Source organism: Modestobacter sp. VKM Ac-2982 (assembly GCF_026967935.1).
Classification (GTDB): Bacteria; Actinomycetota; Actinomycetes; order Mycobacteriales; family Geodermatophilaceae; genus Modestobacter.
The window spans coordinates 392,555-419,023 of sequence record NZ_JAPVBL010000002.1 but is presented as its reverse complement, the minus strand read 5'-3'; the positions used below and the strand labels follow the sequence as shown (position 1 = coordinate 419,023).

Annotated in this window: 24 protein-coding genes; 8 read left to right on the top strand and 16 right to left on the bottom strand. The window is 73.5% G+C overall.

Going from position 1 to position 26,469, the window contains the following annotated elements; all coding sequences use genetic code 11:
• Nucleotides 1–12: 12 nt before the first annotated feature.
• Nucleotides 13–708: a TPM domain-containing protein gene (locus tag O2W20_RS08950; RefSeq protein WP_269172979.1), complete on the top strand. Its 696-nt coding sequence runs from the start codon at nt 13–15 to the stop codon at nt 706–708.
• Nucleotides 709–740: 32 nt separating this feature from the next.
• On the opposite strand, the gene O2W20_RS08945 is transcribed toward O2W20_RS08950, so the two are convergent.
• From O2W20_RS08945 to O2W20_RS08920, 6 genes are read right to left on the bottom strand one after another with little or no spacing between them, the layout of a single operon-like run.
• The gene (locus tag O2W20_RS08945; protein WP_269172980.1) at nt 741–1,787 is read right to left on the bottom strand and encodes an isopenicillin N synthase family dioxygenase; all 1,047 of its coding nucleotides are present in this window, start codon (nt 1,785–1,787) and stop codon (nt 741–743) included.
• Nucleotides 1,784–2,875: an adenosine deaminase gene (add, locus tag O2W20_RS08940; protein WP_269172981.1), complete on the bottom strand. Its 1,092-nt coding sequence runs from the start codon at nt 2,873–2,875 to the stop codon at nt 1,784–1,786. Before add ends, O2W20_RS08945 begins: the two co-directional genes overlap by 4 nt.
• Nucleotides 2,872–3,702, bottom strand: coding sequence for an ABC transporter permease (locus O2W20_RS08935; protein WP_269172998.1), 831 nt, complete (start codon nt 3,700–3,702; stop codon nt 2,872–2,874). Before O2W20_RS08935 ends, add begins: the two co-directional genes overlap by 4 nt.
• Before the next feature lie 5 nt (nt 3,703–3,707).
• Entirely contained in the window at nt 3,708–4,496 is a 789-nt protein-coding gene (locus O2W20_RS08930; protein WP_269172982.1) for an ABC transporter permease, read from the bottom strand.
• A gap of 2 nt (nt 4,497–4,498) precedes the next feature.
• The gene (locus O2W20_RS08925; RefSeq protein ID WP_269172983.1) at nt 4,499–5,338 is read right to left on the bottom strand and encodes an ABC transporter ATP-binding protein; all 840 of its coding nucleotides are present in this window, start codon (nt 5,336–5,338) and stop codon (nt 4,499–4,501) included.
• Nucleotides 5,339–5,367: 29 nt separating this feature from the next.
• On the bottom strand, nt 5,368–6,426 hold the full coding sequence (locus tag O2W20_RS08920; RefSeq protein ID WP_269172984.1) for an ABC transporter substrate-binding protein: 1,059 nt from the start codon (nt 6,424–6,426) through the stop codon (nt 5,368–5,370).
• 426 nt (nt 6,427–6,852) lie between these two features.
• Here O2W20_RS08920 and O2W20_RS08915 point away from each other — a divergent pair, with 426 nt between their 5' ends.
• Complete coding sequence (locus O2W20_RS08915; RefSeq protein WP_269172985.1) at nt 6,853–7,827, top strand: helix-turn-helix domain-containing protein; 975 nt, start codon at nt 6,853–6,855, stop codon at nt 7,825–7,827.
• 22 nt (nt 7,828–7,849) lie between these two features.
• Here the strand turns inward: O2W20_RS08915 and O2W20_RS08910 are convergent, their stop codons facing one another.
• Nucleotides 7,850–8,803, bottom strand: a complete 954-nt coding sequence (locus O2W20_RS08910; protein ID WP_269172986.1) for an AraC family transcriptional regulator — start codon at nt 8,801–8,803, stop codon at nt 7,850–7,852.
• Nucleotides 8,804–9,012: 209 nt separating this feature from the next.
• Here O2W20_RS08910 and O2W20_RS08905 point away from each other — a divergent pair, with 209 nt between their 5' ends.
• Nucleotides 9,013–10,911 carry an amidohydrolase gene (locus tag O2W20_RS08905; protein ID WP_269172987.1) on the top strand — a complete coding sequence of 633 codons (1,899 nt, stop codon included), beginning with the start codon at nt 9,013–9,015 and terminating at the stop codon, nt 10,909–10,911.
• A 58-nt stretch (nt 10,912–10,969) separates the two neighbouring features.
• Here the strand turns inward: O2W20_RS08905 and O2W20_RS08900 are convergent, their stop codons facing one another.
• From O2W20_RS08900 to O2W20_RS08885, 4 genes are all read right to left on the bottom strand, one after another.
• The gene (locus tag O2W20_RS08900) at nt 10,970–12,448 is read right to left on the bottom strand and encodes an APC family permease (protein ID WP_269172988.1); all 1,479 of its coding nucleotides are present in this window, start codon (nt 12,446–12,448) and stop codon (nt 10,970–10,972) included.
• Between the two features lie 284 nt (nt 12,449–12,732).
• Nucleotides 12,733–13,380, bottom strand: a complete 648-nt coding sequence (locus O2W20_RS08895; protein ID WP_269172989.1) for a class I SAM-dependent methyltransferase — start codon at nt 13,378–13,380, stop codon at nt 12,733–12,735.
• 221 nt (nt 13,381–13,601) lie between these two features.
• Nucleotides 13,602–14,336, bottom strand: a complete 735-nt coding sequence (locus O2W20_RS08890; protein ID WP_269172990.1) for an SIMPL domain-containing protein — start codon at nt 14,334–14,336, stop codon at nt 13,602–13,604.
• Nucleotides 14,337–14,439: 103 nt separating this feature from the next.
• Complete coding sequence (locus O2W20_RS08885) at nt 14,440–15,861, bottom strand: DUF2252 domain-containing protein (protein ID WP_269172991.1); 1,422 nt, start codon at nt 15,859–15,861, stop codon at nt 14,440–14,442.
• A gap of 404 nt (nt 15,862–16,265) precedes the next feature.
• Here O2W20_RS08885 and O2W20_RS08880 point away from each other — a divergent pair, with 404 nt between their 5' ends.
• Nucleotides 16,266–16,979: a hypothetical protein gene (locus O2W20_RS08880; RefSeq protein WP_269172992.1), complete on the top strand. Its 714-nt coding sequence runs from the start codon at nt 16,266–16,268 to the stop codon at nt 16,977–16,979.
• Here the strand turns inward: O2W20_RS08880 and O2W20_RS08875 are convergent.
• Nucleotides 16,871–17,587 carry a DUF2252 family protein gene (locus tag O2W20_RS08875; RefSeq protein WP_269185498.1) on the bottom strand — a complete coding sequence of 239 codons (717 nt, stop codon included), beginning with the start codon at nt 17,585–17,587 and terminating at the stop codon, nt 16,871–16,873. The genes O2W20_RS08880 and O2W20_RS08875 overlap by 109 nt on opposite strands.
• A gap of 368 nt (nt 17,588–17,955) precedes the next feature.
• Here O2W20_RS08875 and O2W20_RS08870 point away from each other — a divergent pair, with 368 nt between their 5' ends.
• Both O2W20_RS08870 and O2W20_RS08865 read left to right on the top strand, forming a co-directional pair.
• Nucleotides 17,956–19,107 (top strand): cation:proton antiporter, encoded by a 1,152-nt coding sequence (locus O2W20_RS08870; RefSeq protein WP_269172999.1) that lies wholly within the window; start codon nt 17,956–17,958, stop codon nt 19,105–19,107.
• On the top strand, nt 19,104–19,853 hold the full coding sequence (locus O2W20_RS08865) for a hypothetical protein (RefSeq protein ID WP_269173000.1): 750 nt from the start codon (nt 19,104–19,106) through the stop codon (nt 19,851–19,853). The genes O2W20_RS08870 and O2W20_RS08865 overlap by 4 nt, the downstream gene beginning before the upstream one ends.
• A gap of 79 nt (nt 19,854–19,932) precedes the next feature.
• On the opposite strand, the gene O2W20_RS08860 is transcribed toward O2W20_RS08865, so the two are convergent.
• The 3 genes from O2W20_RS08860 to O2W20_RS08850 all read right to left on the bottom strand — a co-directional run bounded on the left by O2W20_RS08860 (nt 19,933) and on the right by O2W20_RS08850 (nt 23,002).
• Nucleotides 19,933–20,520 carry a hypothetical protein gene (locus O2W20_RS08860; RefSeq protein ID WP_269173001.1) on the bottom strand — a complete coding sequence of 196 codons (588 nt, stop codon included), beginning with the start codon at nt 20,518–20,520 and terminating at the stop codon, nt 19,933–19,935.
• A gap of 101 nt (nt 20,521–20,621) precedes the next feature.
• Nucleotides 20,622–21,269 carry a response regulator transcription factor gene (locus tag O2W20_RS08855; protein WP_269173002.1) on the bottom strand — a complete coding sequence of 216 codons (648 nt, stop codon included), beginning with the start codon at nt 21,267–21,269 and terminating at the stop codon, nt 20,622–20,624.
• Complete coding sequence (locus O2W20_RS08850) at nt 21,257–23,002, bottom strand: sensor histidine kinase (RefSeq protein ID WP_269173003.1); 1,746 nt, start codon at nt 23,000–23,002, stop codon at nt 21,257–21,259. Before O2W20_RS08850 ends, O2W20_RS08855 begins: the two co-directional genes overlap by 13 nt.
• Nucleotides 23,003–23,146: 144 nt before the next feature.
• On the opposite strand from O2W20_RS08850, the gene dacB reads away from it, so the two are divergent.
• Nucleotides 23,147–24,751: a D-alanyl-D-alanine carboxypeptidase/D-alanyl-D-alanine endopeptidase gene (gene dacB / locus O2W20_RS08845; RefSeq protein WP_269173004.1), complete on the top strand. Its 1,605-nt coding sequence runs from the start codon at nt 23,147–23,149 to the stop codon at nt 24,749–24,751.
• Nucleotides 24,752–24,854: 103 nt separating this feature from the next.
• Complete coding sequence (locus O2W20_RS08840) at nt 24,855–26,108, top strand: serine hydrolase domain-containing protein (protein ID WP_269173005.1); 1,254 nt, start codon at nt 24,855–24,857, stop codon at nt 26,106–26,108.
• Here the strand turns inward: O2W20_RS08840 and O2W20_RS08835 are convergent.
• Nucleotides 26,096–26,461 carry a hypothetical protein gene (locus tag O2W20_RS08835; RefSeq protein WP_269173006.1) on the bottom strand — a complete coding sequence of 122 codons (366 nt, stop codon included), beginning with the start codon at nt 26,459–26,461 and terminating at the stop codon, nt 26,096–26,098. The genes O2W20_RS08840 and O2W20_RS08835 overlap by 13 nt on opposite strands.
• Nucleotides 26,462–26,469: the final 8 nt, after the last annotated feature.

The following is a 26,469-nucleotide window of genomic DNA, read 5'->3' as shown; positions in this document are numbered from 1 at the left end:
GGAGTTGGTGGGATGCGCAGGACATGGACGGTCCTCGGTGCACTGGTGCTCGTGCTCCTCGCTGCCGGGCCGGCGTCGGCCGGCCCGCCGAGGCAGGTGTCGGGGCAGCTCACGGACGACAGCGTCGTGATCGGCGCGGCCGGCCGACAGCTCGTGCAGCAGGCCGTGGACCGGTTGCGGGCGGAACGCGACGTCCGGCTCCACGCCGTCCTCGTCTCCGACTTCGACGCCGTGCCGGCCGGTGAGTGGGCGCAACGGACCGCCGAGCTGTCCGGGCTCGGGAACTCCGACCTCCTCCTCGCCGTGGCCGTCGGAGGGGGCACCTACGAGTACGGGTGGTGGGTGGCCGAGGGGTTCCCGCTGCCCGTGGCAGACGTCGACGCCGTGCTGACCAGCGAGGTGAGCCCGGACCTGGCGGCGCGAGAGTGGACCGACGCGCTCGTCACGCTGAGCGAACAGCTCCGGTCCCTCGCCGCGGCGCCGACGGGCGCTGGGACGGCGTCCGGCTCGGATGCACCGACCGGGACGGGCACAGCGTCCGGCGCCGACACGGCGACGGACGTGAACACGGCGAACGAGGAGGCTCCGGGGAACACGCTGCCGTGGTCCGGGGCGACCGCGCTCGTGGTGATGGGCGTCTTCGCGGTGGTGCTGCTGAGCGCTCACCTCCTGTCGCACCGCAGGTCCCCGGGCTCTCCGACCCCGTAGCCAGCGGTCGCGGCTGACCGCCCGTCCGGCCCTCAGGCGCTGCCCTGCGCTGCCAGCACCCGGGCGGCCTCGCGTTCGGCCTCGGTGTTGGCCACCCCCGCCCGGGAGCCGGCGAGCTTGGCGCGGATGTGCTCGCCGACGGTGATCGGCGAGTACGGCGACCCGCCGCCCACGCAGGTCGGCAGGGTCTCGATGACGGCGTCGATGTTGCCGTCGTGGAAGAACGCCGCGCTGCGCCGCCGCTGGATGCTGCCGTCCACGATCGGCGGCTTGACCCGGTGCAGGGTCGACATCCAGCGCTCGTTGGTCCACCGCGCCATCAGGTCGCCCAGGTTGATCAGCAGTGCGCCGTCGGCCGGCTGGACGTCGTGCCAGCCCCCGTCGCGCCCCAGCACCTGGAGCCCCGCGACCTGGTCGGCCCAGAGCACGGTGACGATGCCGTAGTCGGTGTGCTCCCCCATGCCGGTCAGATCGCCGTCGAGCTCCAGCTCGCCGGGTTCGAGGGCGTAGTTGTTCATCCTCAGCACGTCGAGGCTGTGGTCGGTGTACTGCTCGAAGAAGCCGGCCGGCAGGCCCAGTGCGTCGGCGAACACCGAGGTCAGGGTCCGGGCCACGCGGGAGGCCTCGGCGGAGTAGGCCGAGACGGCGCCGCGGAACGACGAGGCCTCGGCCGGCCACACGTTCTCCGGGTAGTCGGCCGCGGGCAGGTCGAGCCCCGGGAAGTCCGACACCGCGGCCCCGACGTTGTACGCCTCGAAGAAGTCGTGCATCCGGTTGGACGGCGCGAGCCCGAGGCTGAGGCTGAGCGACTCCGTCTTGGGAGGTGCGTAGCCCCGGTTGATCTCCGGCGGCGTCCGGTACTGCTCCTTGACCTCCAGCGGCAGGAGGAAGAACTCGTCGAGGGCGGCCGCGAACGCGTCGGTGACAACGGTCGGGACGCCGTGGCCGAGCACCTGGACGAAGCCCACGGTGCGGGCTGCCTCGTCGAAGGCCGCCGCCGTGGCTGCGCGTTCCTCCGGGGTGCCGGGGCCGACGTAGGAGGAGATGTCGACGGTCGGGACGTGGAACGCGGGGATCATGCTCGGCCTTCCTGGACGGGTGGGGGTGCGTCGGGGGTGGTGGCCACCGCGGCCTCGACCCGGGCGAGCAGGCCGGCCTTGTCCGTCTCGTCGAGCCAGCAGGCCTCGACGGCGTTGCGGGTGAACGCGGCGAGCTGGTCGCGGCGGTAGCCGAGCGCGTGCGCGAGCACGCGGAGGTCGTGGGTCGGGTCGGTGCCGAACATCGGTGGGTCGTCGCTGTCGATGGTCACGCAGAGCCCGGCGTCGACCATCTCCGCGATCCGGCGGTGGCTGCCGTCCCCGCTGCCGGAGTAGCGACCGATGTCGGAGCTGACCGGGGTGCAGGTGAACGGCACGCGCTCGGCCACGCACCGCGCGGTGAGGACCGGGTCGTCCACCACGTGATAGCCGTGGTCGACCCGGCTGCAGCCGAGCTGGTCGAGCAGGACCTCGACGTGCTGCGGCGGGCCGGACTCCGAGTGCGCCGTCCGCTGCAGCCCGTGCCGCGCCGCCAGCCGGTAGGCCTCGACGAAACGGCCCGGCGGCCCGTCGACCTCGGCGTAGTCCAGCCCGATGCCGAGCACCTCGTCGGCGCGGTGCTCCACCACCTGCTCGACCAGCTCGACGGCGGCGGCGCCGCTGCGCTCCCGGCAGAGGCCGACGAGGAAGGCGGCCCGGACGCCGGTGTCGGCCTCCGCGTCCCGGGCCCCGGCGAGGACGCCCTCCAGGATCCGGGGGTACGGCACGCCGGGGTGGCCCGGCGGGCTCAGGTGCACCTCCCGGTAGAGCACCCCGTGGTCGGCTCCACCGGTGGTCAGCGACTCGTAGGTGACCCGGTGGAAGTCGTCGACGTCGCGGATCAGCGAGCCGACCACGTCCAGCACGCGGAGGAACTCTCCGAGGTCGGCGTAGCTGTGGTGGTCGTACAGCTCTGCGGCGGACCGGCCGAGCGCGACGCCGTGCTTCCGGGCGAGGTCGAGCACGGTCTGCGGTGCCACGCTGCCGATGAGGTGGCAGTGCAGGCTGATCTTCGGCAGCGCAGCGACCATCGCGTCGATGGCCGGGTCCGCCGGCGCGGGCGTGGAGTGCACCCCGGTCGCGAGGCTCACCGCTGCCCCACCGCGCGCCCGAACCGGCTGAGCACGGCCGTCTCCAGCAGCTGGGCGAGGAGGTAGAGCAGCAGCGCGGTCAGGGTGATGGCCACGACCAGCGCCCAGACGCGCGTGTTCTGCGACCGGTTGGCGGCGGACACGACGGCGTACCCGACCCCCTTCCCGGTCGCCAGCCACTCGGCGAGCAGTGCGCCGGTCAGGGCACCGGGCACCGCGATCCGCACGGAGGCGAAGAGGGCCGGCAGCGCGGAGGGGAAGCCCACCTTGAGCAGCACGGTCGACGGCGACCCGCCGTAGACGAGCACGAGGTCCCGCATCTGCGGGGTGACCGAACGCAGCCCGGCCACGATGTTCACCAGGGCCGGGAAGAGGACGACGATGGCGCTCATGAGCGCGACGACGGCGTAGCCGCGGCCGACGAGCAGGATCAGGATGGGCGCCAGCGCGATGAGCGGGACGGTCTGCAGCACCACCGCGGCCGGCATCACCGCCCCCTCCAGCAGCTGGTACCGGACGACGACCGCCGCCAGCACGATCGCGGTCAGCATGCCGGCGGCGAACCCGACGGCGGCGTCGATCAACGTCTGCTGCAGCAGCGTCCAGATCTCCGCGCGGAGCTCGGCCGAGTCCGCGTCCCCGAAGAGGCTGGTCCACACCTCCGCCGGGGTCTTGCCGACGTACGTCGAGACGTCCCAGACCCGCAGCGCGACGATCCAGAGGAGCACCACCACGCCCAGCACGAGGGCGGTGGTGGCCACCTGACGGAGCACGGACCGCAGCAGCGACCCGGTCCCGCCGGTGACCCGGTCGGTACCGGGCAGCATCGTGCTCACGACGCCGCGCCCTTCGACCACGGCGTGACCACCCGGCCGACCAGCCCCAGCACGGCGTAGACCGTCCCGGCCATCAGCGCGCAGCCGATCCCGACCGCCCACGCCTGCTCGACGTCGACGTTCTGCTGGGCGATCTTGAGGATGAGCGCGACGCCGCGCTGCACCCCGCCGACGTACTCGCCGAGGATCGCGCCGAGGAAGGCAGCCGGCGCGCCGATCCGCATGGCGGCGAGGATCGAGGGCAGGGCCGAGACCAGCTGCACCTTCTGCAGCTGCCGGACCCTGCCACCACCGAAGACCCGCACCACGTCGAGGCTGGCCCGATCGGCGGAGCGGAGCCCGAGCACGGTGCCGACGACGGTGGTGAAGAAGACCGCCAGGGCGGCGAGCGCGGTGGCCGTGCCCGAGCGCTCGCCCTCGTCCGGATTGCCGATGACGATGAACAGCACCGGTGCGATGGCGACCAGAGGCACGCAGTAGCTCATCACCGCCACCTGCATGAGGACCGGCTCGGCGACGGGGAGCAGCAGCACCAGGGAGGCGACGACGAGGCCGGCCAGGGTGCCGTAGAGGAAGCCGACCGAGGCCTCCTGGAGCGTCATCCCGAAGTGCAGCGACCAGAAGCCCCAGCCGGCCTCGACCGCGGTGGTGAGCACGCCGTCCGGGGTCGGCACCCGAGCGCCGGACAGCACGGTGAGCGCGGCAAGCCACCACCCGGCGACCAGCGCGAGGATGCCGACCGCGCCCGTGCGCAGAGAGCGGATCGACTCACGGGAGAGGCGCACGCTCAGTCCTCACCCGGCACGGCGGACGCCCCGCCGAACAGCAGTTCCGAGGCCCGGTCGTGCAGGGCGTGGAACTCCGGTGTCCGCATCAGGTCGGGGGTCCGCGGTCGGGGCAGGTCGACCTGCAGGACCTCCTGCACCCGCCCGGGGCGCGCGCTCATCACGGCGACCTGGTCGGAGAGGAAGACCGCCTCCGAGATGCTGTGGGTGACCATCAGGGTGGTCGCCGGCTTCTCCGTCCAGATCCGCAGCAACTCCACGTTGAGCCGCTGCCGCGTCATGTCGTCCAGCGCGCCGAAGGGCTCGTCGAGCAGCAGGACCGACGGGGTGACGACGAGGGCCCGGGCGATCGACACGCGCTGGCGCATGCCGCCCGACAGCTGGGCCGGCTTCGCCTTCTCGAAGCCCTGGAGGCCGACCAGCTCGATCAGCTCGGCCACCAGCGCGTCGTCCGGCTTCTGCCCCGAGACCTCGAAGGGCAGCCGGATGTTGGACAGCACCGACCGCCACGGCAGCAGGGCGGAGTCCTGGAAGGCGATCCCCAGTTCGTTGCCGCGGCGGAGCTGCAGCGGCGTCCGGCCCTCCACGAGCGCGGAGCCGGACGTCGGCTCCTCCAGCCCCGCGAGGATCCGCAGGATCGTGGACTTGCCGCAGCCCGACGGACCGAGCAGCGACAGGAAGCTGCCCTTGTCCGTCCACAGGGTGGCGTCCTCCAGAGCGGCGACGGTACGGCGGCCGACCCGGAAGGTCTTGCTCAGGTGGTCGATCCGCACGCCGGTGCCGATCGAGGGAGCCGCTCCCCCGGTACCGGCGCTCGTCGACGCCTCTGCGACCTGGGCCATGTCGAACCTCTCCGTCGCGTCCGGCCGGGTCAGGAGGGCAGCTCGGTGAGCTCGGGCTTCTCCTCGAGCAGCTCCTCGAGCAGCGACAGGTCGAAGAGATCGGCGGCCTCGAGGTCGATGCCGGCCGCCTCGAGGGTGGTCATGTTCTGCTCGATCAGCTCGTCGGAGATGGTGAACAGGCCGTTCGCCTCGACGTCGGGTGTGACGATCAGGCCGGCCTGCACCTCCGACTGCTCGAGCTCCTTCTCGATGTCCAGCTGCAGGTCGCTGCCGTACTCCTCGACCGCCATCCGCGCGCCCTCGGCGGGGTCGGCGAGCGCGTCCTGCCAGCCGCGGATCTCCGCCTCGAGGAACGCCTTCACCTTCTCCGGCTCCTCCGCGATCATGCGGTCGGTGGTGATGACCGACTCGGCGACGAAGGGCAGCCCGTTGTCGGCGAAGGGCAGGTTGGTCACCTCGATGCCCAGCGACTGGACGGTGATCGACTCGTTGGTCAGGTAGGCCAGGAAGCCGTCGACCTCGCCGTCGACGAGCGGTGCCGGGTCGTACTCCACGGGCACCTTCGTCACGTCGGCCGGGTCGATGCCGTTGACCTCGAGCAGCGCGTCGAAGAGCGTCTCGTTGCCGCCGGCCTGCACGCCGATCGTCTTGCCGACCAGGTCCTGGGGCGTCGCGATGTTCCCGCCGTCCGCAAGCGAGAGGATCGTGAACGGGTTCTTCTGGAACTTGGTGCCCACGATCTTGAGCGGCGCGTCCTCCTCGGCGATCACCTGGGCGGCGGAGACGGCGTTGCTGAGACCGAAGTCGGCGTCCTCGGTGGCGACGAGCGTCTCGATGGCCCCCGGACCGGGGTCCATCGTCACCGAGCCGAACCCGGCGTCCTGGTAGTAGCCCTGGCTGTCGGCGAAGAACTCACCGGCGAACTCGGCGTTCTTGATCCACGACAACTGGAGCGTGAGGTCGCCGAGGTCGCCCTCCCCGCCGCTGGCGGCGGCTGCGGTCTCGTCGTCGGACCCGCAGGCGGTGAGCACGAGGGCAGCGGCGGTGAGCAGTGCTCCGGCGCGCACGGCGCGGTGGCGGAAGGTCATGGGGTGCTCCGTCTCTCAGCCACACCCGCAGCGGGGTGGGGGGTGCCGTCCGGCATGGGGTTCGACCGAAAGCTAGGAGCGGGTCGTTTCGCGGTTCGACCCCAGGCGTTTCGCGTCGGTTAACCCGCTCGCCCCGTGGGAGGACGGTCTCGCTCCCTGGTCACCGACCGGACCGCGGTGACCCGGCCTGTGTCCGCCTCATCGTGTCCACGACCGTGGGCCTCCAGGGCAAGTGGGCCTCCAGGGCAAGTGGGCCATCAGGGTCAACCGCCGGGCCGCCACGGACAAGGTCCCGCACGGGCCGGTGTGCTGCCATCTGTGCAGGTCGACGGGCCGGCCGGGAAGCCGGCCACCTCACCGGCCCGGACGGCGTCCACACCCGGACATCCGCCGAGGTCGAGGAGACGCCGTGAGACGGGGGTGTCCGTGGAGCAGCTGAGGGGACCGCGCGGCACCGTCGTCCAGGGCTACCTGTGCGAGGCAGCAGGATCGGTGGCGCCGGACGCCGTCCTCCTGCACGGCCCGGCCCGGTGGACAGGGCTGAGCGCACGCTCCTGGCACCTGGGCCGGCTCCCGGCCTGCGACTTCCGGGACCGCGCCGACGTGGTCGTGACCCCGGTCCCCGCCACCCGCCGCCTCCCCGGCCACTGTCTGGGCGTGCTGCTCGAGGGCGAGGGGACGCTGCAGCAGTGCGGGCCGGACGGCGTGGACCGGACGGTGCTGCTGGGCCCGGACCGGGTGGTGCTCTACTCCCGCAACCGGCCGTTCCGGCTGCGGGTCCGCGGTCCCTACCGGTACCTCGTCCTCGAGGTGACCCCGTCGGTGCTGGGCGTCGGCCGGGAGGTGCTGCACGCGGCCGCTGCCGATGACGCGCTGGCCGCATCTCCTTCGGCCCGGGTGCTGGCCGGGCTGCTGGCCCAGCTCCCCGACCAGTTCGCCGGGCTGTCGGCCCAGCAGCGCCTGATGACCGCAGACGCGGTGACCGGACTGCTGGCGGGGCACGTCCGGGCGGCGTGGCGAGGCGGCGGTCACCACGACGAGCTGTTCGAGGCCGTCCTGCGGTGGATCGACGACCGGCTGGGCGACCCGGCCCTCTCCCCCGGCACGATCGCCGCCGCACACCACGTCTCCACCCGGCAGCTGCACAAGGTCTCCAGCCGGCACGCCCTCACCGTCGCCGGTCACGTCCGCGCCCGGCGGCTGGACCTGGTGCGCCGTGACCTCGGGGACCCTGCCCGGCGGGGAGAGCCGGTGGCCGCGATCGCCCGCCGTTGGGGGATCGTCGATGCGTCCCACCTCAGCAAGGCGTTCCGGACCCGCTACGGCCTGAGCCCTCGGGAGCACCGCGAGCGGGCCGCCGTCGGTCCCGTCGGCGACCTGCGCACGACGTCCGCTCGCTGAACCGGGCACCGGTCCGAGCGGGTCAGGGCCGGGGGTCCCCCGTCGACAGAGGGGCCTGGCCGTGCTGGAGCGCCGTCCTGCGGAACGTCTGCGGTGCCTGCCCGAACTCACGGGCGAACGCCCGCGAGAACACGCTCGGGTCCCGGAAGCCCCACCGCCCCGCGATGGCCGACACCGGGACGTCGACGTTCCTCGGGTGGAGCAGGTCCTCGCGGATGCGTTCGAGCCGCCTGGTCCGGACGTACCCCGTGACCGTCGTCCCGTGGTCGGCGAAGAGCTTCCGGATGTAGCGCGTCGACAGGAAGTGGGCGGCTGCCAGGGACTCGGTGGTCAGCAGGTGGTCGGCCAGCCGGACGTCCAGCCAGTCCGTGAGCTCGCCGAACAGCATCGTGGAGCGCTCCCCGACCGCCGTTCCCCGGGACTCGGCGACGATCGCGGACAGACACGCGAGCACGGCGTCGCCCAGGTGCTGCCCGGCCGCCGGCGGTGGAGGCCGGTCCGCGTCGACCATCGTCGCGAGCAGCGCACCGAGCGCCGCAGCGCCGGCGAAGGCCGACAGGTCGCGAGCCACGAGTGCGTCGCGGTCGTCCCGGTGGATGCGCAGCGCGTGGTCGCGGACGTGCGCGACCAGGTACCGGTGTGGCGCCTCGGAGTGCAGGGCGAACGGGGTCACCCCGTCGTACAGGGCGACCTGCCCGCTGCCCAGCTCCACCGCCCGACGGTCCTGGGTGATCCGCATCGCCCCGGCGACGACGTAGCCGAAGACGAACCCGGGGTTCTCGGCGACGACCGCCTCGGCGGGCTCGTGCCGGTACGGGGCCACGTCGACGACGCTGCCCTCGAGAAGACAGCAGTCGACGTCCCGCATCCGCCACTGCCTGGCGACCCGGACGTCGGTGTCGCACTGCACGACGACGGCGTCGCGCGCTCGGTGGTCTCCCCGGCCGGTGTCGAGGTAGCCCTCGAGCACCCGCACCGGTCGTCGTCCTCGGCCCATGCTGTCGATGACCTCCAGCGACCTTGACCCCGGCGGCACTGCCCTCGTCCGGGGCGGCACGGTCTGACCCCGGGGTCGTCTCTCCCCCGTATGAACTTGGACACCTCGCAGCGCGAACCTAGCCGTTCGATCGGGATCGCAGTGGGCGCACGAGGCACATCGGCCAACTCGACGGATGAGAGCGATCCATGGACGAACACCAGATCACCCGCCGCAACGCACTCAAGGTCGCCGCCAGCGTCGCCGCGGCAACGGGCTTCGCCGTCGCGAGCCCCACCGCGGCACACGCCGGTCCCCGGTCCCGCCGGGGAGCCGACACCGTGGTCATGAACGGCAAGGTGCTGACCATGCACCGCGGGCGCGAGTGCGCCGAAGCGGTGGCGATGAAGGACGGGCTCATCGTCGCGGTCGGCAGCAACCGGGAGATGGCCAGGCTCGTGCACCGCGGCACGAACGTGGTCGACGCCGGCGGGGGCACCGTCCTGCCGGGCATCAACGACGGCCACCTCCACTTCAACGGGTTCGGCTTCGAGGCCAGCAACTTCGGGTTCGCGGGCCCGAAGATCTACAGCTACGACGTCGCCAAGCCGACGGTCGCGGAGATCGCGGCGGTCATCGCCCAGGCCGTCGCCGAGGCGCCGACGCCGGACTCGTGGATCCGGGCCAGCGGCTGGGACGGCACCCGGCTGGACCGGCTGCCGACCCGCGACGTCCTCGATGCCGTGTCCGGCGACCACCCGGTCTACATGTCCGACATCTCCCACCACGCGCTGGCCGCCAACTCCAAGGCGATGCAGCTCGCGGGCATCACGCGGGACACCCCCACCCCCTCCGGCGGCACCATCGAGAAGGACGCCGCCGGTGAGCCCACCGGCATCTTCCGCGAGTCCGCCAGCGGTCTCGTGGCCGCCGCCGTCCCCCCGTACACACCGGCCGAGATCTCCGAGGCGATGGACTTCGCCGCCTCGGTCCTGCACTCGCTGGGCATCACCAGCCTCACGGACCCGGGCGTCAGCCTCGACCAGGTGGAGCTCTACCGCGGCAAGATCAGGGACGGCTCGCTGAAGCTGCGCTTCAACCTCATGCTCCGGGCGGGCCAGACGGCCGCCGCGCTCCAGGAGACCCTGAGCGGCCTCACGTCGACGCGGGACGACGACCCGCGCATGCTGCGCGTCCGCGAGGTCAAGGTGCTGGCGGACGGCGTGCCCACCGACGCCGCGACCTCGTGGCTGTACGAGCCGTTCCTCGACGGGCGCAACGGCCACCTGCTCAGCGCCGGGGAGGACGACGCCGAGCGTCTGGAGTCCCTGCGGGCCATCATCGCGGTCGCCGCGGCGAACGGCTTCCAGGTCGGCACCCACGCCACCGGGGACGCGGCCATCGACGCGGTCGTCGCGGGGTACCTCGCCACGAGGACCAACGCGCTGCGCCACTACGTGATCCACGGCGACCTCACGCCGCTGAAGACGCTGGAGCTGATGGCCGCGAACGACATCGGGGTCAGCTTCAACCCGACGATCAAGCAGGTCTACAGCCGCTTCTTCGACTCCACCATCGGGCCCGAGCGCGTCGACTACCAGTGGCCCTTCCGGTCGGCCCTCGACGCCGGCGTCAAGGCGTCGAGCGCGTCCGACGCTGCCGTCGTGACCCCCGACTGGCTCATCGGTGTCGCCGGCGCGGTCACCCGTCTCGGCTTCGACGGCAAGCTGGGCGGCATCGAGCAGGCCATCTCCATCGAGGAGTCGCTGCGCTCCTACACCAGCACCCCCGCCTGGCAGGACCACGCCGAGCGCTGGAAGGGCCAGTTGCGGCCCGGCTTCGCCGGCGACGTGGCGATCCTGGACGGCGACCTCCTCCAGGCGAGGACCGCGGAGGAGATCACCGGGCACCAGGTCATCGGCACGGTGTTCGGGGGCCAGGTGGTGTACGACGCCACCACGTCGACGGCGCCGGGCATGCGCGCCGGCGCCGCGAAGGTCGCCGCCTACCGGCACCAGTCGTCGGTGGCGTGCAGCACGAAGGGCGCCGGGTGTTGCTGCCGCGCCAACGAGGAGCTGATGTCCCGGCAGCACAGCGGCCGCGCGTGACGTCCAGCATCTCGTAGGGGCAGGCGGCGCGCTCGGCACGGCGCCGCCTGCCCCGCTGTCACTCCCGGGCTGCCACGTCCGCTGCCGGCGGCGCCGGCGAGGGGTCGAGGCGTTCGAGGTCGGTCTCCAGCAGCCGGTAGACCTCCGGGCGGCGGCTGCGCAGGACCGGTGCGTAGAGCAGGCCACCGACCAGGGCGACGACGAGCAACCAGGGCAGGAGCCGCACGTAGCCGGCGTCGGAGCCAGCCAGCAGCGGGAAGTTGCCGAGCGCCAGGACGCACATCGCCAGCAGCCCCAGCATCCCCAGCCCGGGGGCCACGAACGTCGTCCACCAGCGCCCGTCCCGACGACGCCGGAAGTGCACGACGATGGAGAAGGCGGCCAGCAGCTGCAGCACGAGGACGCACAGCGTGCCGAAGCCGATCATGACGGGCACCAGGCTCGTGATCGGGTCGAGCCCCAGGACCGCGAAGAACCCGGCCACCACCAGGGCGAAGACCAGGTTGGTCACCAGTGCGGTCTGCGGCACGCCGTTGGCTCGCATCCGGGCCAGGCCGCCCGGGAGGATGCCCACCCTGCCCAGGGAGTACAGGTACCGAGCGGCCATGTTGTGGAAGGCCAGCAGGGCGGCGAACAGGCTCACGATCAGCAGCACCTGTGCCACCACGAGCATCGTGGCGCCGAGGTGCTCCTCGAACAGCACGAAGAGGAGGTCACCGGTCTCGAGCCGGTCCAGCGCGACCTGCTGCGCCTCGCTCACCCCGGCGGCGCTCACGATGGCCCAGACCGTCAGCGCGTGGACGAGGCCGATGAGGATGATCGCGGTGTACGTCGCCCGCGGCACGGTGCGCTGCGGATCGCGTGACTCCTCGCTGAACAACGAGGTCGCCTCGAAGCCCAGGAACGCCGTCGCGGCCAGGAGCAGGGCGACACCGACGGACCCGCCGAACACCACGTCCGCGGTGAACACCTCCATGCTCAGCCCGGTGTCGACCAGCACCGCGACGCAGAAGGCCAGCAGGGTGAGGGTCTCCAGGACGAGCGCGACGCCGAGCACCTTGGCGCTGATGTCGATCCCGCCCCGGGCCAGGAGGAAGGACAGGGCCATCAGGACGGCGCCGGCCAGGAACCAGTTGAGCTCCACCCCGACCAGGTCGGCGACGATGATCGACGTGAAGAACCCGGTGGTGCCCACGGCGCCGGCGACGAAGAAGTTGTAGCCCATGGTCGCGATGAAGCCCGCGACCAGCCCCCCGGGCCTGCCGATCCCCTTGACGACGAAGGCGTAGAAGCCGCCGGCGTTGACCAGCTCGCGGGACATCTGCGCGTACCCCACCGCGAAGAGCAGCAGGATCGCGGCGACGGCGAGCACGGCGACGACGAGGCCGCTCCCGTTGCCGAGCGCGATCGCCAGCGCCATGACGACGATGGCCCCGGTGAGGGGCGCGACCGCGGCGAGCACGAGGAACACGACCCCGGGCACGCCGAGCTGGTCGGGGGCGAGTCGTGAGGTGGAGCCGGAGGTGGGCGTGGCCATTCCGCTTCCCTTCTCCCCGGAGCTCGACGTCGAGGTCCGGGACGGTGTGGAGTGAGCGCCGCGGTGCGGGGACGTGCTCCCCAGCACCCGGGCGGGGACATCGGTCGAGCGTGCTGGTCCGCACGGGGACGGACATGGAGATGCGCGCACGGCTCTTGGCCGGCCGCGCCCGATCCCGGCCGCGCCCGATCCCGGCCGCGCCCAGGGCGCGAGCCACGCCGCCGCGCTGCTCGAGGCTCCCCGGAGACGGCCTGACCGACGGGGACGAGCGACCGGGGCTCCGGCTACGCCCGCCGGGCGGTGCCGATGACGTGCGGTGCCATGGGCAGCGGCACCCGGGTGTCCGGCATGCGGCAGCGCTGCATGCGCTCCACGGTGAAGCCGGCCGCGGTGATCGCCGCGGCGGTGTCGCGTCCGACGTGGCACCCGCCGGCGAACAGCGGCCACACGGTGCGGTCGAGGGCGTCCTGCACGACCGTCAGCGGCTGCCCCTCGGCCCGGACGTGCTCCCAGAAGACCAGCCGCCCGCCGGGACGCAGCACCCGGTGCAGCTCCGACAACGCGCGCGACTGGTCGGCCACGCTGCAGAGGACCAGCGTGCTGACGGCGGTGTCGAACTCGCCGTCGCCTGCGGGCAGCGCCTCCGCCGTGCCGTCCACCACGCGCACCGGCACGGGTGCTCGTCCAGCGGCCTGCTCTGCCAGCCCGCGCAGGTACCGCTCCGGCTCGACGGCGACCACCTCGGTGACCGCGGGCGGGTAGTGCGCGAAGTTGGTGCCGGATCCCGCCCCGACCTCGAGCACCCGGCCGGCCGCGTCGGCGAGCACCCTCCCCCGGACCTCGGCCAACCCGGACCGCTCCCCCGCCGCGGCGAGCCGGCCGAAGACACGGGCGAAGACCGGATGGTGGACAGCAGCGGGAGCGGACGGCACGGCCCCAGGATCCCGAGCCGCTCCGCGAGTCGGGGAGTCGCGTCTCTCCGCCACGCCCGCCGCTGCCCACCGACGCCCGCGGGACCAGCACGCCGTCGACCCACCGTGACCGTGGGACTGCGCGTCGACACGATCACTCCCGGACCGATCGACGTGGGCCCCTGGTCCTGGCGGACCACCTCCGCCGCGGCCGATCAGACCGCCTGATGCACCGAGGCCGGTCAGCGCAGCGACCAGCGGACCTGAGCCGTGACCGTCACGGTCGACGACCCGGGAGCCAACGGCACCGCCTCGGCCATCGCCGCGTCGGCGCCCGCGAACGGCATGGGGCCGGGCGACGACACCTGCTCCCGGATCTCCACGACCTCCCCGAGTTCCCGGCCCGTCAGCTCCGCGTAGTGCTCGGCCTTCTGCCGGGCAGCGGCCAGTGCCTCCGCACGGGCCTCCGCCTCCAGCCCCGCGTCGTCCTCCAGCGCGTAGGAGACACCCCGCAGTCGGGCAGCGTCACCGCCGGCGTCCACCAACGCCCCGATCGTCTCCCCTGCCTCCTGGACGTCGCGCAGTGTGACCCCGAGGTCCTGCCGCGCGGTGTACCCGGTCGGTTCCCGCCCGTCCTCGGCGTAGGCCTGATCGATGGACAGGCCCACCGTCTGGACGTCGCGCTCGGGCACCTCCTCGGCGCGCAGCGCCTCGAAGACGCGCAGCACCGCGGCGTCCGCCTGGTCGAGGGCCTCCTGCACCGTCTCGGCCGTCGCCTCGACGCCGACGGTGACCCGCAGGACGTCGGGTGTGCCCGTGGCCGTGCCGACCCCCTCGACCTGCACAGCCGCGTCGGGAGGAGGTCCCGCCGGTGCGGCCCGGACGGCCTGCGGGCGATCGAGGAGGGTGAGCGTCGCGATCGTGCCCAGGACCGCCACGAGGGCGAACAGCAGGTGGCGGATGCGGCGACGAGACACGGGAGCCTCCGGTGTCCAGCGGTGTCCGGCTGTGCCCAGTGGTCAACGCGTGACCAGCAGGGGCGGTTCCACGGCTCGATACTCTCGATGCTGGGCCCGCTGGTCACGCCCCCGGCTCGGCGGGCAGGGCGCCGCGGGCGACCGCCTGGACGAGCGTCTCGTGGTCCCGCTCCGTCTGATCGGCGTACGCGCGGGCGAACCGGCACAGCGCCACGTCGACCTTGTCGGAGTGGCCCAGGTAGCCGGCGATCATCGAGGCGCCGCTGGTCCGGGCGTGCCCCTTGGCCAGCAGCCGGCCGCAGACCCCCGCGTAGTCGCTCAGCGCGGCGGCGTCGAGGGAGTCGATCGCGATGGTGCCCTTCATGTTCCTGAACTGGCGGACGTAGTACTGCCGGGACCCGATCGTCGTCCAGCCCAGCAGCGGATCGCTGACCGTCTGCAGCGCCTGCTGGTACTCCACGACCCGCTGCCCCTGGTGGGCGTGCCACGCCGACTCGCCGTGGACGTGCTCGGCCACGACCGACCGGCGGGCCTGCTTCAGCTGCAGGAACACCACGTCGTCGGGGCTGCTCCCCTCGCACAGCGCCACGTAGGCGCGCAGCCCGACGCTGCCCACCCCGACCACCTTGTGGGCGACGTCGACGAGCGTGTAGCCGCTGAGGACCCGTCGCCAGTGGGAGGGCAGCGTGTCGATGTAGCCGTCCAGCCCGTCGGCCACCGCGGCGGCCTCGTCCTCGTCGAGCCGGGTGATCAACGGGGGCTCCTCGACGATCCGCCGCCCCTCTTCCCGCTCCTCGGTGAACCGGGGCAGCGCCCGGTCGCTCACCCGCTTGCGGGCGCGCCGCGAGGCGCGCTTGATCTCCTTCCGCAGCGACCCGTCCTCCACCGTGGTGTGCAGCCGGGTGACGTCCAACCGCTCGAACGACCGCGCCAGCAGCGGTTCCCCGGCCAGCCGGCGCACGTGCTCCCGGTAGCGGCGCGCCATCGACGCCACCGCGTCCTGGCACTGCTCCTCGGTGGCCGAGTTCTGCCGCCCCGCGACCCAGACGCTCGCGGCCAGCCGGCGGAGGTCCCACTCCCAGCCGCCCGGGTGCGCCTCGTCGAAGTCGTTGAGGTCGATGACCAGGTCACGCTCCGGAGAGGCGTAGAAGCCGAAGTTGCCCAGGTGGGCGTCCCCGCAGATGACCGGCCGGATCCCGGTGGCCGGGAGGCCGGCGAGGTCGGCGGCCATGACCACCGCCGTGCCCCGGAGGAAACCGTAGGGCGAGGCGGCCATCCGGGCCACCCGCACGGGGACGAGCCGCTCCACGCGCCCGACGTGGGACTCCCGGATCTGGTCGACGACGTCGGGCCGGTCGTCCGGCGGGGTCCACCGCCCGAGCTCGGACCGGGGCACCTGCTTGCGCAGGGACCGCCCGAGGGCGTACCGCTCCGCACGGGGTGTGGCGCGGCGCCGCAACGAGCCGTAGCCCTCGCCGTCCGCTGCCGTGAGCACGACGTGCCCGTTCTCTCGTTCACCGTCCACCGGCCACCCCAGACACTCGACGGGCCGTCCTCGGCCCCCGGTGCATCCTCCTCCCAGTGCGGACGACCGTCAGGGCCTGCTTCCGTCGTGACCAACACGGTCCAACGTGTGACCGGCCGCCCGGCACGAACGCTCAGGGCCTTCCTCGCCCACCACCAGCCGACCCCGTCTGGGCCACACCGGATGTGCGCCGCCCGGGGATTCGTCCGGGCGCGTGCGTCACCGGGCGACCGTGTCGGCCGGCCGCACCGACCTCGGCCACCATTCCTGTCCGCATCTCCTCACGCAGAGGTGCAACGCGCCGGCAGAGTCACCAACTTGCGACCTGCATCACATTTTTCCCATCCGTGGCGGTCCGGTCCACGAACGCCCTGTAGCACCACACCACCACCAGGGAGCTCCTCATGAACAAGCGACTGCTCATCACCGCCACCACCGCCGGGCTGCTCGGGGGCAGCATGCTGCTCGGCCTCCCGGCCGCCAGCGCCCACCCGTCGAGCCCGCCCGGGCAGGCCAAGACGGTGCAGCTCGACGCCTCGCTCCACGAGCTCAACGACTCGGGCGCGACCGGTACCGCGAGTGCGGTCGTGCGGAACCAGCTGATCCGCTCGATCGAGGTCCAGGCCCAGGGCCTGAGCCCGGACGCGCCGCACGCCATGCACATCCACTACGGCGACGATGCACGCAACGAGTGCCCGACCACGGCCGATGCCACCAACACCCGCGGGGAGGCCGGCACCTCGCGGCTCAGCACCGTCGACGGCCTGCCGGCGTACGGCCCGATCGTCGTCTCCCTGACCACGACGGGCGACACGAGCCCGGCATCGGCGCTGGCGGTGAGCCGCTTCCCGGTCTCGACGGACGGCGCCCTGCACTACAGCCGCGACAAGATCGAGTTCACCGACGTCGCCGGCACCGGTTACCCGGGGGCCGGCGGCACCGGCACTGCCAAGCAGATCGCCGACGCCATCCGGGACGGGGAGGGCGTCGTCGTGATCCACGGCGTGGACTACAACCACAACGGCCGGTACGACTTCGCCTCCGCCGGCGCCAGCGAACTCGACCCCTCGCTGCCGGCCGAGGCGACCGATCCGGCGGCGTGCGGCGTGCTGCGCTGACCCGGCCCCCAGGGGAACCTCGTCCATCCGTCGGCCGCCGGCGCCGGTCCCGTCGGGGGCCGGCGCCGGCGGCGTCCGCACTGGGTGGAGGTCCGGCGCCGATCCATCCGCGTCCGTGCGCGACTCTGGCCGGCGGGGTGCTGGGGAACGGGGCCGGCAGCCCGAGGGCGGGTCCCCGGTCCGGACCACCCGAGCCGGCCCGCGCTCACGGGACTCGCGCCGTGGGTCGGCCCGCGCGGGTGCAGGCGCCGCGTCATCGCTCCGACTGGACGCGGTCGGTGCGGGACGCCAGGCCGCCCCGGCTGCTGGGGGAACCTGGACGTGCCAGGCTGAGCCACCTCGGGGGCCGCACCCGTGAAGCCGCCGCATCTCCGGCCTCCAGGGCGGTGGTACCGGTGAACGTGCTCGAGCTGTCGCGCTCCCACTTCGGGACCACGAGAGGCGTAGGAGCCGACGCTGCCCAGGTGGGCGTCCTCGCAGATCATCGGCCGGATCCCGGTGGCCGGGAGGCCGGCGAGGTCGGCGGCCATGACCACCGCCGTGCCCCGGAGGAAACCGTAGGGCGAGGCGGCCATCCGGGCCACCCGCACGGGGACGAGCCGCTCCACGCGCCCGACGTGGGACTCCCGGATCTGGTCGACGACGTCGGGCCGGTCGTCCGGCGGGGTCCACCGCCCGAGCTCGGACCGGGGCACCTGCTTGCGCAGGGACCGCCCGAGGGCGTAACGCTCCGCGCCGGGTGTGGCACGGCGCCGCAACGAGCCATGGCCCTCGCCGTCCGCTGCCGTGAGCCCACGTGCCGCCCACGCTGCCGTCCACCGGCCACCCCAGACACTCGAGGGACGATTCTCGGCCTCGGTGCACCCTGCACCCCCGGCCGCGCCCGCAGGCGGCCGGTCGGAGTGCAGTTGGAGGAGCCGCCGCCACCATCGGCCGGGGACCACGGCCCCGGCCGTGGAGCTGAGGGGAGGAGCCGGTGGACGACGCCGTGTCGATCGACACGCTCGCCGCCGTGGCCGCTGTCGCCCTGCTCGCGGCCGTGCTGGTGGGGCTGCTGCCCCGGCTGCCCGTTCCCCAGGTGGTGCTGCTGCTGGCCGGCGGCGTCGTCCTCGGCCCGGACGTCCTGGGCCTCGGGTCGGCCGCCGACGTGCGCGTGCTCGCCGACGTCGGCCTGGGGTTCGTCTTCCTGCTGGCCGGCTACGAGATCGACCTGCGCCTGTTCCGGGAGGACGCCGGCCGGCGTGCGCTCGCCTCGTGGGCGGTCTCCTTCGGTCTGGCCGCCGGCGTGGTGGCGGTGCTCCGTGCCGCGGGGCTCGTCGAGGCGCTGCTGCCGGTGGCCCTGGGGCTGACCACCACGGCCCTGGGGACGCTGCTGCCCGTGCTCCGTGAGGCCGGGCTGCTCCGCGGTCGCCTGGGCCGGCACCTGCTGGCGACCGGTGGGGTCGGCGAACTGCTGCCGGTGCTGGTCATCGCGGTCTTCCTGGGCAGCCAGGGGCGGGGCGCAGCGCTCGCCGCGCTCCTCGGCGTCGCCGTCCTCGCGGTCGCGCTCGGGTTGCTGCGGCACGGGATCCGGGAGGGCAGCCGACTGGCCGACGTGGTCCGGGCCGGTCAGCACGAGACCGCCCAGATCACCCTGCGCGCCACGCTGCTGCTGCTGCTCGTGCTGGTCGCGGTCACCGACCGGTTCCACCTCGACGCCGTCCTCGGTGCGTTCCTCGCCGGCCTGGTGCTCCGGCAGTGGGTGGGCACCGCCGCGCCCGTCCTGGAGTCGAAGCTGGACGCCGTCGGCTACGGGTTCTTCGTGCCGCTGTTCTTCGTCTACTCGGGGATGGGCCTGGACCTGGCCGCGATCGCCTCCGCGCCGCTGCAGCTGCTGCTGTTCCTCGTCCTGATGCTGGTCGTCCGCGGGGGGCCGGTGCTGCTGGTGTACCGCGGGGTCCTCCCCCGTCGTGCGCGCTGGCAGACGGCCCTGGTCAGCGCCACCGCCCTGCCGGTCCTGGTCGCGCTCACCGAGATCGCCGCCGCCCTCGTCGGGGCCGGGGTGGTCACCGTCCTGGTGCTGCCGGCCCTGGCGGTGGTGCTGGGACGCCGGCCGGTCGAGCCGGCCGGCGACCCGGTCGGTCCGTGATCTGGGAACCGGAGCTGCTGCCGGCGCTCACCGGGCGGCGCGAGCTCGTCGCGTGGCTGGTGCTCGGGTTCCTGGCCACCTTCCTGCTCACCCGCTTCGTCACGCACGCGATCCGCAGCGGCCGGGGCCCCTTCCGCGACGCCAGCGTGGGCGGCGTGCACGTCCACCACCAGGTGTACGGGATCTTCCTGCTGCTGCTCACCGGGACGGTGGAGTTCGCCTATCGCCCGGCCGGAGCGTGGGGCGACCTGCTCGCCGTCCTCTTCGGTGCCGGGGCGGCGCTCACCCTGGACGAGTTCGCGCTGTGGCTGCACCTGCAGGACGTGTACTGGTCGAGGGAGGGCCGCAGTTCGGTGGACGCCGTGCTGATCGCCGCCGTCGTCGGTGTGCTGCTCCTCATCGGCGCCAACCCGTTCGACGCCGACGGGTCGCGGGGTGAGGGCGTCCTGACCCTGACCGTCCTGGTCAACCTCTGCTTCGCCGTCGTCGCGATCCTGAAGGGCCGGGTGGTGCTGGGCGTCGTGGGCGTGTTCGTGCCGCTCGTCGCTGCCGTCGCGTCCGTGCGCCTGGCGCGGCCGGCCAGCCCCTGGGCGCGCCGTCGGTACCGGCCGGGCGGCCGCCGGGCGGCCCGCTCGCGTCGCCGGTTCCCGCCGGGCCGGCGCAACCACTGGGACGCGCTGGTCGACCTGTTCGCCGCGGTGCCGCCCGTGCCGCCGTCCCCGGCCCGAGAGGGCAGGGCGCCCTGAGCCGGACGCCCGGGGCGCGAGCACAGGAACGGCGCCCACCGGGTGCCGTGACCTGGTCGGATCGGGCAGCGCCGGCCGGTCAGCGCCAGACGGTCAGCGTCACGCCGAGACTGCCGTCGACGTCGGGGGGCGCGAAGCTCGCGAGCACGAGGGCGCCGGCGTCGGTGGTCAGGCAGACGACCGCCCCGCGTGAGAGCTGGTCGGCGGTCACCAGGCGGTCGGACCTGGTCTGCAGCGCCGCCGTGCAGCCGGCCTCGTCGGTCTCCGCCGGGACGATCGCGTTCCGGGTCCCGTTGAGGCTCACCACGTTGTTCCACACCAGGTCCGACCCGGTGAGCCCGCTGTCGCCCTGGATGCCGGCGTCGACGTCGAGGTGGTCCCCGGGCAGCAGCCGGACCGGCGAGCTGTCTGCTGTGCGGCCGTCGGCCGGGGCCGCCTCGTCCGGGCCGGAGGAGCTCTCGCCGGAGGACGTCGGTTCCTGGTCCGGGTCGCCGTCCCCGGCACGGCCGGCCTCCGTGGCACCGCTGTCGGCCACCGCCTCCTCGCCGCCGTCCCGGTCCTGGCCGAGGAACAGCGCACCGGCCGCGACCAGCGCCGTGACGAGCGCCGCGAGGCCGGTCAGGATCCCCGGCAGAGTGGTCCAGAACGACGGTCGCCCCTCGGACATCCCGACCTCCCCGGACTGCCTCGGGCCGACCGGGCGTCACCGTTGCGGCGAGACTCGCAGCGGCAGCGTCACCGGAGCGTCACCGGAGCTCGGTGCGCCGTTCACGACGAGAGGTACCGGATCACCGCCAGCACCCGGCGGTGGTCGTCGTCGCTGAGCGCCAGGTCGAGCTGGTCGTAGATGTGCGACGTGTGCTGGACGACCGCCCGTTCGCTGATCGACAGGGTGCGGGCGATCGACGCGTTGGTCCGCCCCTGGGACATCAGGGCCAGCACCTGCTGCTGGCGTGGGGTCAGCCGGTCGAGCGCATCGTGCTGCCCCCGGGCGCGGGCGACCATGAGGCCCACGACCTCGGGGTCGAGGACGGTGCCGCCGGCGGCGATCCGGTGGAGGTCGTCGGTGAACGTGTCGACGTCGGCGATCCGTTGCTTGAGGAGGTACCCGACGCCCGACGCACGATCGCCCAGCAGCTCCACGGCGTAGGCCCGCTGGAGGTGCTGCGACAGCACGAGGACGGCGATCCCGGGGTGCGCCCGGCGGATCTCCAGCGCCGCCTGCAGACCCGCGTCCTGGTGATCGGGCGGCATCCGGATGTCGGTGACGACGAGGTCGGGCACGTGCTCCGCCGCGCTGCGGACCAGCTCCCGTGCATCACCGACCGCAGCGACGACGTCGAACCCGGCTGCCTGCAGCACGTGCGTGAGACCGGTCCGCAGCAGCGCCTCGTCCTCACCGATCACGACCCGCACGGCAGCTCCACCCGCAGGTGGGTGCCTCCGCCGGCCGGGCTGTGGATGCTGAACCGGCCGCCGAGGGCGTCGACCCGATCGGCGAGCCCGTGCAGCCCGGCCCCGGCCTGCTGGGTGGCACCGCCCACCCCGTCGTCGATCACGCCGATGACCAGCCGCCTCGGCACGTGCTCGAGCGTCACGGTCAACGTGTCGGCCGCGGCGTGCTTGACCGCGTTCGTCAGCGCCTCGGCGACCACGAAGTAGGCCGTCCGCTCGACCGTCGCCGGCAGACGCCCGTCGACCTCGGCCACCGCCAGCCGGGTGGGCAGCGGCATCCGGTCGACCAGGTCCTCGATCGCCGCGGTCAGGCCCCGCTCGACGAGGGCGGCCGGCATCAGGGCGTGGACGATCCCCCGGAGTTCCCGGGCGGCACCGTCGATGCCGAGCCGGAGGTGCGTCGCCGCGTCGGGGAGATGGGCCGCCTGCTCCACGCGGGCCAGCTGTTGTGCCTCCAGGGCCAGCAGGACGAGCTCCACCTGCAGACCGTCGTGCAGGTCCTGGGCGATCCGCTGCCGCGCCCGGTCGCCGGCGTCCACGAGCCGGGCGCGCGACCGCTGCAGGTCGGCATGGCTGGCCCGCAGCTCGGCGGTCAGCCGGTCGTGGTCGATGGCGAGGGCAGCCAGCTGCCCCACCCGGCGGACCGACTCGGCGTCGTCCACGACCGTCGCGTCGTAGACGATCGCGCCGATCCGTCGCGACCCGAGCTCGATGTCGACCAGGGCGCGGTGCTCGCCCAGCGCCGAGGTGTCGACGGCGGCGCCGTCGCCGTCCAGGAGGGCGCGCCCGTCCCGCGATGCATAGACGACCTGCAGGGACGCGTCCCCGAGGGTGCGGCCGAGGGCATCGGCGAGCAGCGCCGGGGTGGCGGCGGACGACGCCAGCCAGGCGCTGAGCTCCTGGACGTCGGCCGTCCGCGCGAACCCGCCGCGCAGCATCGCCGCCGCGAAGGCGATGGGCACCCCGGCCAGCAGGACGATCTGCAGCCCGACCACCTGGGCGACCGAGAGCCCGGCGGCTGGACCCAGCAGCGGACCGAGCGGGGTCGCCAGGACGGCCAGCGTCCCGTAGCCGTACAGCGGCAGCAGGACCCCGCGGTGGCCGGGCTCGGCGGTGCGCAGCCGGTCGACGAGCACACCAGCGGTCACCAGCATGACGAGCATCCCCGCGCCGCTCTGGAGCCAGGTGCCGGCCTGGAGGAGGTCCGCCCGATGGCCGACGGCGAGCACCCCGTCCGGGCTGGCGCCCGGGTCGAAGAGGTAGCGCGGGGCCTCGAGGACGAGCGAGACCACGAAGGCCCCCACCACCGTCAGGCGGGAGGTGCGCGAGCGGAGGCGACCGGACGGGAAGGCGTGCAGCAGCCACACCGCCACGGCGAGCGGGGTGGTGGCCAGCACGACACCCACCGCCACCAGGGCGGGCGCCGCGGTGTTGGCCAGCGCGGCCGCGAACCACGACAGGCCCCCGATGACCATGATCGGTCCGGTCCGGTTGCCCGGCCTGCGCCGCCACGCCACCAGACCCGCGGCCAGGTGGACGAGACCCCCGGCCGGGAACGACGCGAGCAGCCACCACGGGGCCACCCGCTGGTCGGCGAAGAGCGCCATCTCGACGCCGGCGACCAGGGCACCGGACGTGCCGATCAGCGCGAGGCTCAGCGTCAGCGACGACCGCACCTCTCCCCCAGGCGGCATCGGGCCAGCATGGCACCGGCGGGGCAGCCTCGGTGCGGCATCGCACCGGCCGCGACGCCCGCGGGCCCCCTGTACCCAAGTACACGTGGGCGGGGGCACCCAGGTGCATTGCCCGGCGGTCACGGCGTCGCCAGGGTCGCCTGCATGAAGCGCCGGGTGGCTGCCCTCCCCCTGTTCGTGTCGGCCGCCGTGCTGGTCGCGTCCCCCTCGTCGGCCGGGTCCGCCACCCGGCCGGGCGGCGGGCCAGGCATCGGAGCGCAGGTCGGCGAGCTCCCCGCGGCCGCCGTCGCGATCATGTCCCGGCCGGAGTACGACACGGCGCGGTGGCTGTACTCCGTCGCCGAGGCGGACACGGGTCGAGTGGTGCTGGCCGGCCGCGCCGGGGAGTTCGTCTTCACCGCGTCGACGGCGAAGAACTTCACCGTCGGCACCGCGTACGCGACGCTGGGCACCGACACCACGCTCACCACGCCGGTGTACGCGACGGCCGAGCCGGTGGGTGGCGTCGTCGCCGGGGACCTGGTGCTGGTGGCGTCCGGCGACCTCACCATGGGCGGTCGCGGCGCCATGAGCGGCCGCGTGGACCACACGTTCACCGCCGACACGATCGACCACGTCTACGGCGACATCGCCCCGAACGCGGCCCTCGTCCCCGACGACCCGCTGGCCGGCCTGGACGACCTCGCCCGGCAGGTCGCCGCCACCGGCGTCACCGACGTCGCCGGCGACGTGGTCGTCGACACCCGGCTGTGGGAGACCTTCGACGGCCAGGAGGGACCGGCCCCGTCCATCTACGTCAACGACAACATCCTGGACATCACCGTGACGGCGGCCGGGATCGGTCAGCCCGCCGTCCTCGACCTCCGGCCGCAGACCCGGGCCGTCACCGTGGAGTCGACGGTGACCACCACCGACGCGGCGACGCCGACGGCGCTCACCGTCACCGCCGACCCGGGCGACCCCACCTCGGTCACGGTCAGCGGCACGATCGCGGCCGGTGAGTCCCAGCTGACCATCCACCGGGTCCCCGACGCCGCCTCCTGGGCGCGCACCCTGTTCGTCGAGGCGCTCGGTCGCGCCGGGGTCACGGTCACCACCCCCGCCGTCGGACCCAACGACCAGGCCGCGTTGCCGCCCGCGGGTCCGTACCCGGCCGGGCAGCGGGTGGCCGCCCTGACCTCCCCGCCGCTGTCGGCCCTCGGCCGGATGATCCTGGAGACCAGCTACAACACCGGGGCCAACGCCCTGATGTGCCTGCTCGCGGTGCACGGCGGCTCGACGGACTGCATCGACGGGCTGGCCGCGGTGCACCACCAGCTCGCGCTGGCCGGCGTCGACACCGATGACGTGGTGCTGTTCGACGGACAGGGCGCCGACCCGGCCTCGACGACCCCCGACCAGATGGTCACCTGGCTGAGGTGGGCACAGACCCAGCCCTGGGGCGAGGAGCTCGCCACCGGCCAGCCCGTCCTCGGGGTGAGCGGGACGCTGGCGAGCACCGGTCAGGGCGGTCCCGCCGCGGGCCAGGTCGCGGCCAAGACGGGGACCAGCGTCGACGTCGACCCCACCACGGGCCGGATCTACTACGAGGTGCAGAGCCTCGCCGGGTACCTCACGACCGAGCGGGGCGAGCGGCTGGTGTTCTCGCTGTCCATGAGCGGGGCCACCTACGCCGACCTGCCCACCGGTCTGCACCAGGCGAACGAGGACGTCGCGGCCGTCGCCGCCGCGTTCCAGCAGGCGCTGTGACACCGGCTGCGCAAGCCGCCGGTCCGCCGCCCGATACACGACCCCCGATCCACGCCACAGCCACCCGTCCACCCCGGACCGGACACCCCTCGGAAGGTCGACCATGACAGCTGCAGAGCGCTCGTGCGGGTCGCGTCGCCACCGGTCACCCGGTGCACTGGCCACCTCGATCGCGACGACGACGGCGGTCGCGTTGCTGGTCGTGGCTCCCGCCCAGGCCCATGCGTCACCGCGCTGGGCGTGGTGGCAGGCGGAGGACCCGGCCTACGCCGCGGCGGTCCAGCCCGAACTCCGCCAGCTCATGCGGGACCTGGCGGTCACCGGCGCCGCCGTCCTCGTGCGGTCCCCCGAGCTCGGCGACTGGACCACCACGATGGGCACCCGGACCTGGCACGGCACCGAGCCGGTCACCCTCGCCGACCACGTCCGGATCGGCAGCAACACCAAGACCTGGACCGGGACGGTGGTCCTGCAGCTGGTCGACGAGGGCCGGATCAGCCTCGACGACCCCGTCTCGACGTACCGGCCGGACGTGCCCAACGGGGACCACATCACCATCGCCCAGCTGCTGGACATGAGCAGCGGGCTGGCCAACTACACCACCGACCTCGGGCTGAACGAGCAGCTGGACAGCAACCCCGGCCGGGTGTGGGACCCGGAGGAGCTGCTCGCCATCGGGCTCGCCATGCCGCCCGCCTTCCCTCCGGGCGAGGGGTTCCTGTACTCCAACACCAACTACGTGCTGCTGGGCCTGATCATCGAACAGCTCACCGGGCTCCCGGTGGAGCAGGCCTTCCAGGACCGGATCTTCGACCCGCTGCGGCTGGACGAGACCTCCTTCCCGGCCCTGACCGACGCCTCGATCCCCGAGCCGCACCCGCAGATGTACACGTTCGGCACCAACGTGGAGACCATCGACAGTCTCGTGCTCCCGCCGGAGGTCCAGGCCGCAGCCCGCGCCGGCACCCTCGAGCCGATCGACACCACCGACACCAACCCCTCCTGGGCGTGGACCGCCGGCGCCGGGATCTCCACCGCCCGCGACCTCGCCGACTACGTGGAGGAACTGGTCGACGGGTGCCTGCTCAGCCCGCAGCTGCAGCAGCAGCGGCTCGACAGCGTCCAGCCGGTGGACCCAGACGACCCGGCCAGCGCCGGCTACGGACTCGCCCTCGCCCGCTTCGGCCCGTTGTACGGGCACACCGGGGAACTGCCCGGGACCAACTCCTTCATGGGCCACGACCCCGACCGGGACATCACCGTCGTCACCTGGACCTCCACCGCGCCTGCACCCGACGGCATCGACCCCGCCGTCGAGCTCGCCAAGGCGGTGATCGACGAGCTCTACGCCGACTGACCGCCCTGCAGGTGGCGGACGACCTCTTCGAGCTGGCTGGTCGGCGACACGTCGAGGTACTCGCAGTCCTCGAGCGCCTCCGGGGCGTGCCCGGGTGCCCAGTAGAAGGCCTGCCCTGCCTCGTAGGTCGAGTCGCCGTCCGCGGTGTGCATGACCAGCCGGCCGGAGATCATGTACCCCCAGTGCGGGCAGGGGCAGAGGTCGCCCGGGAGGCCGGCCAGGCCCGGCCGGAGGTCTGCTCCGGCCGGCAGCCGGACCCAGGCGACGTTGTTCTCCCCGGCCCGGTCGGTCCGGAACTCCACACCTCCGCCCTCGATGGCCATGGGCAGGTCCGTGCGGTCGATGATGCGCATCTCGTCTC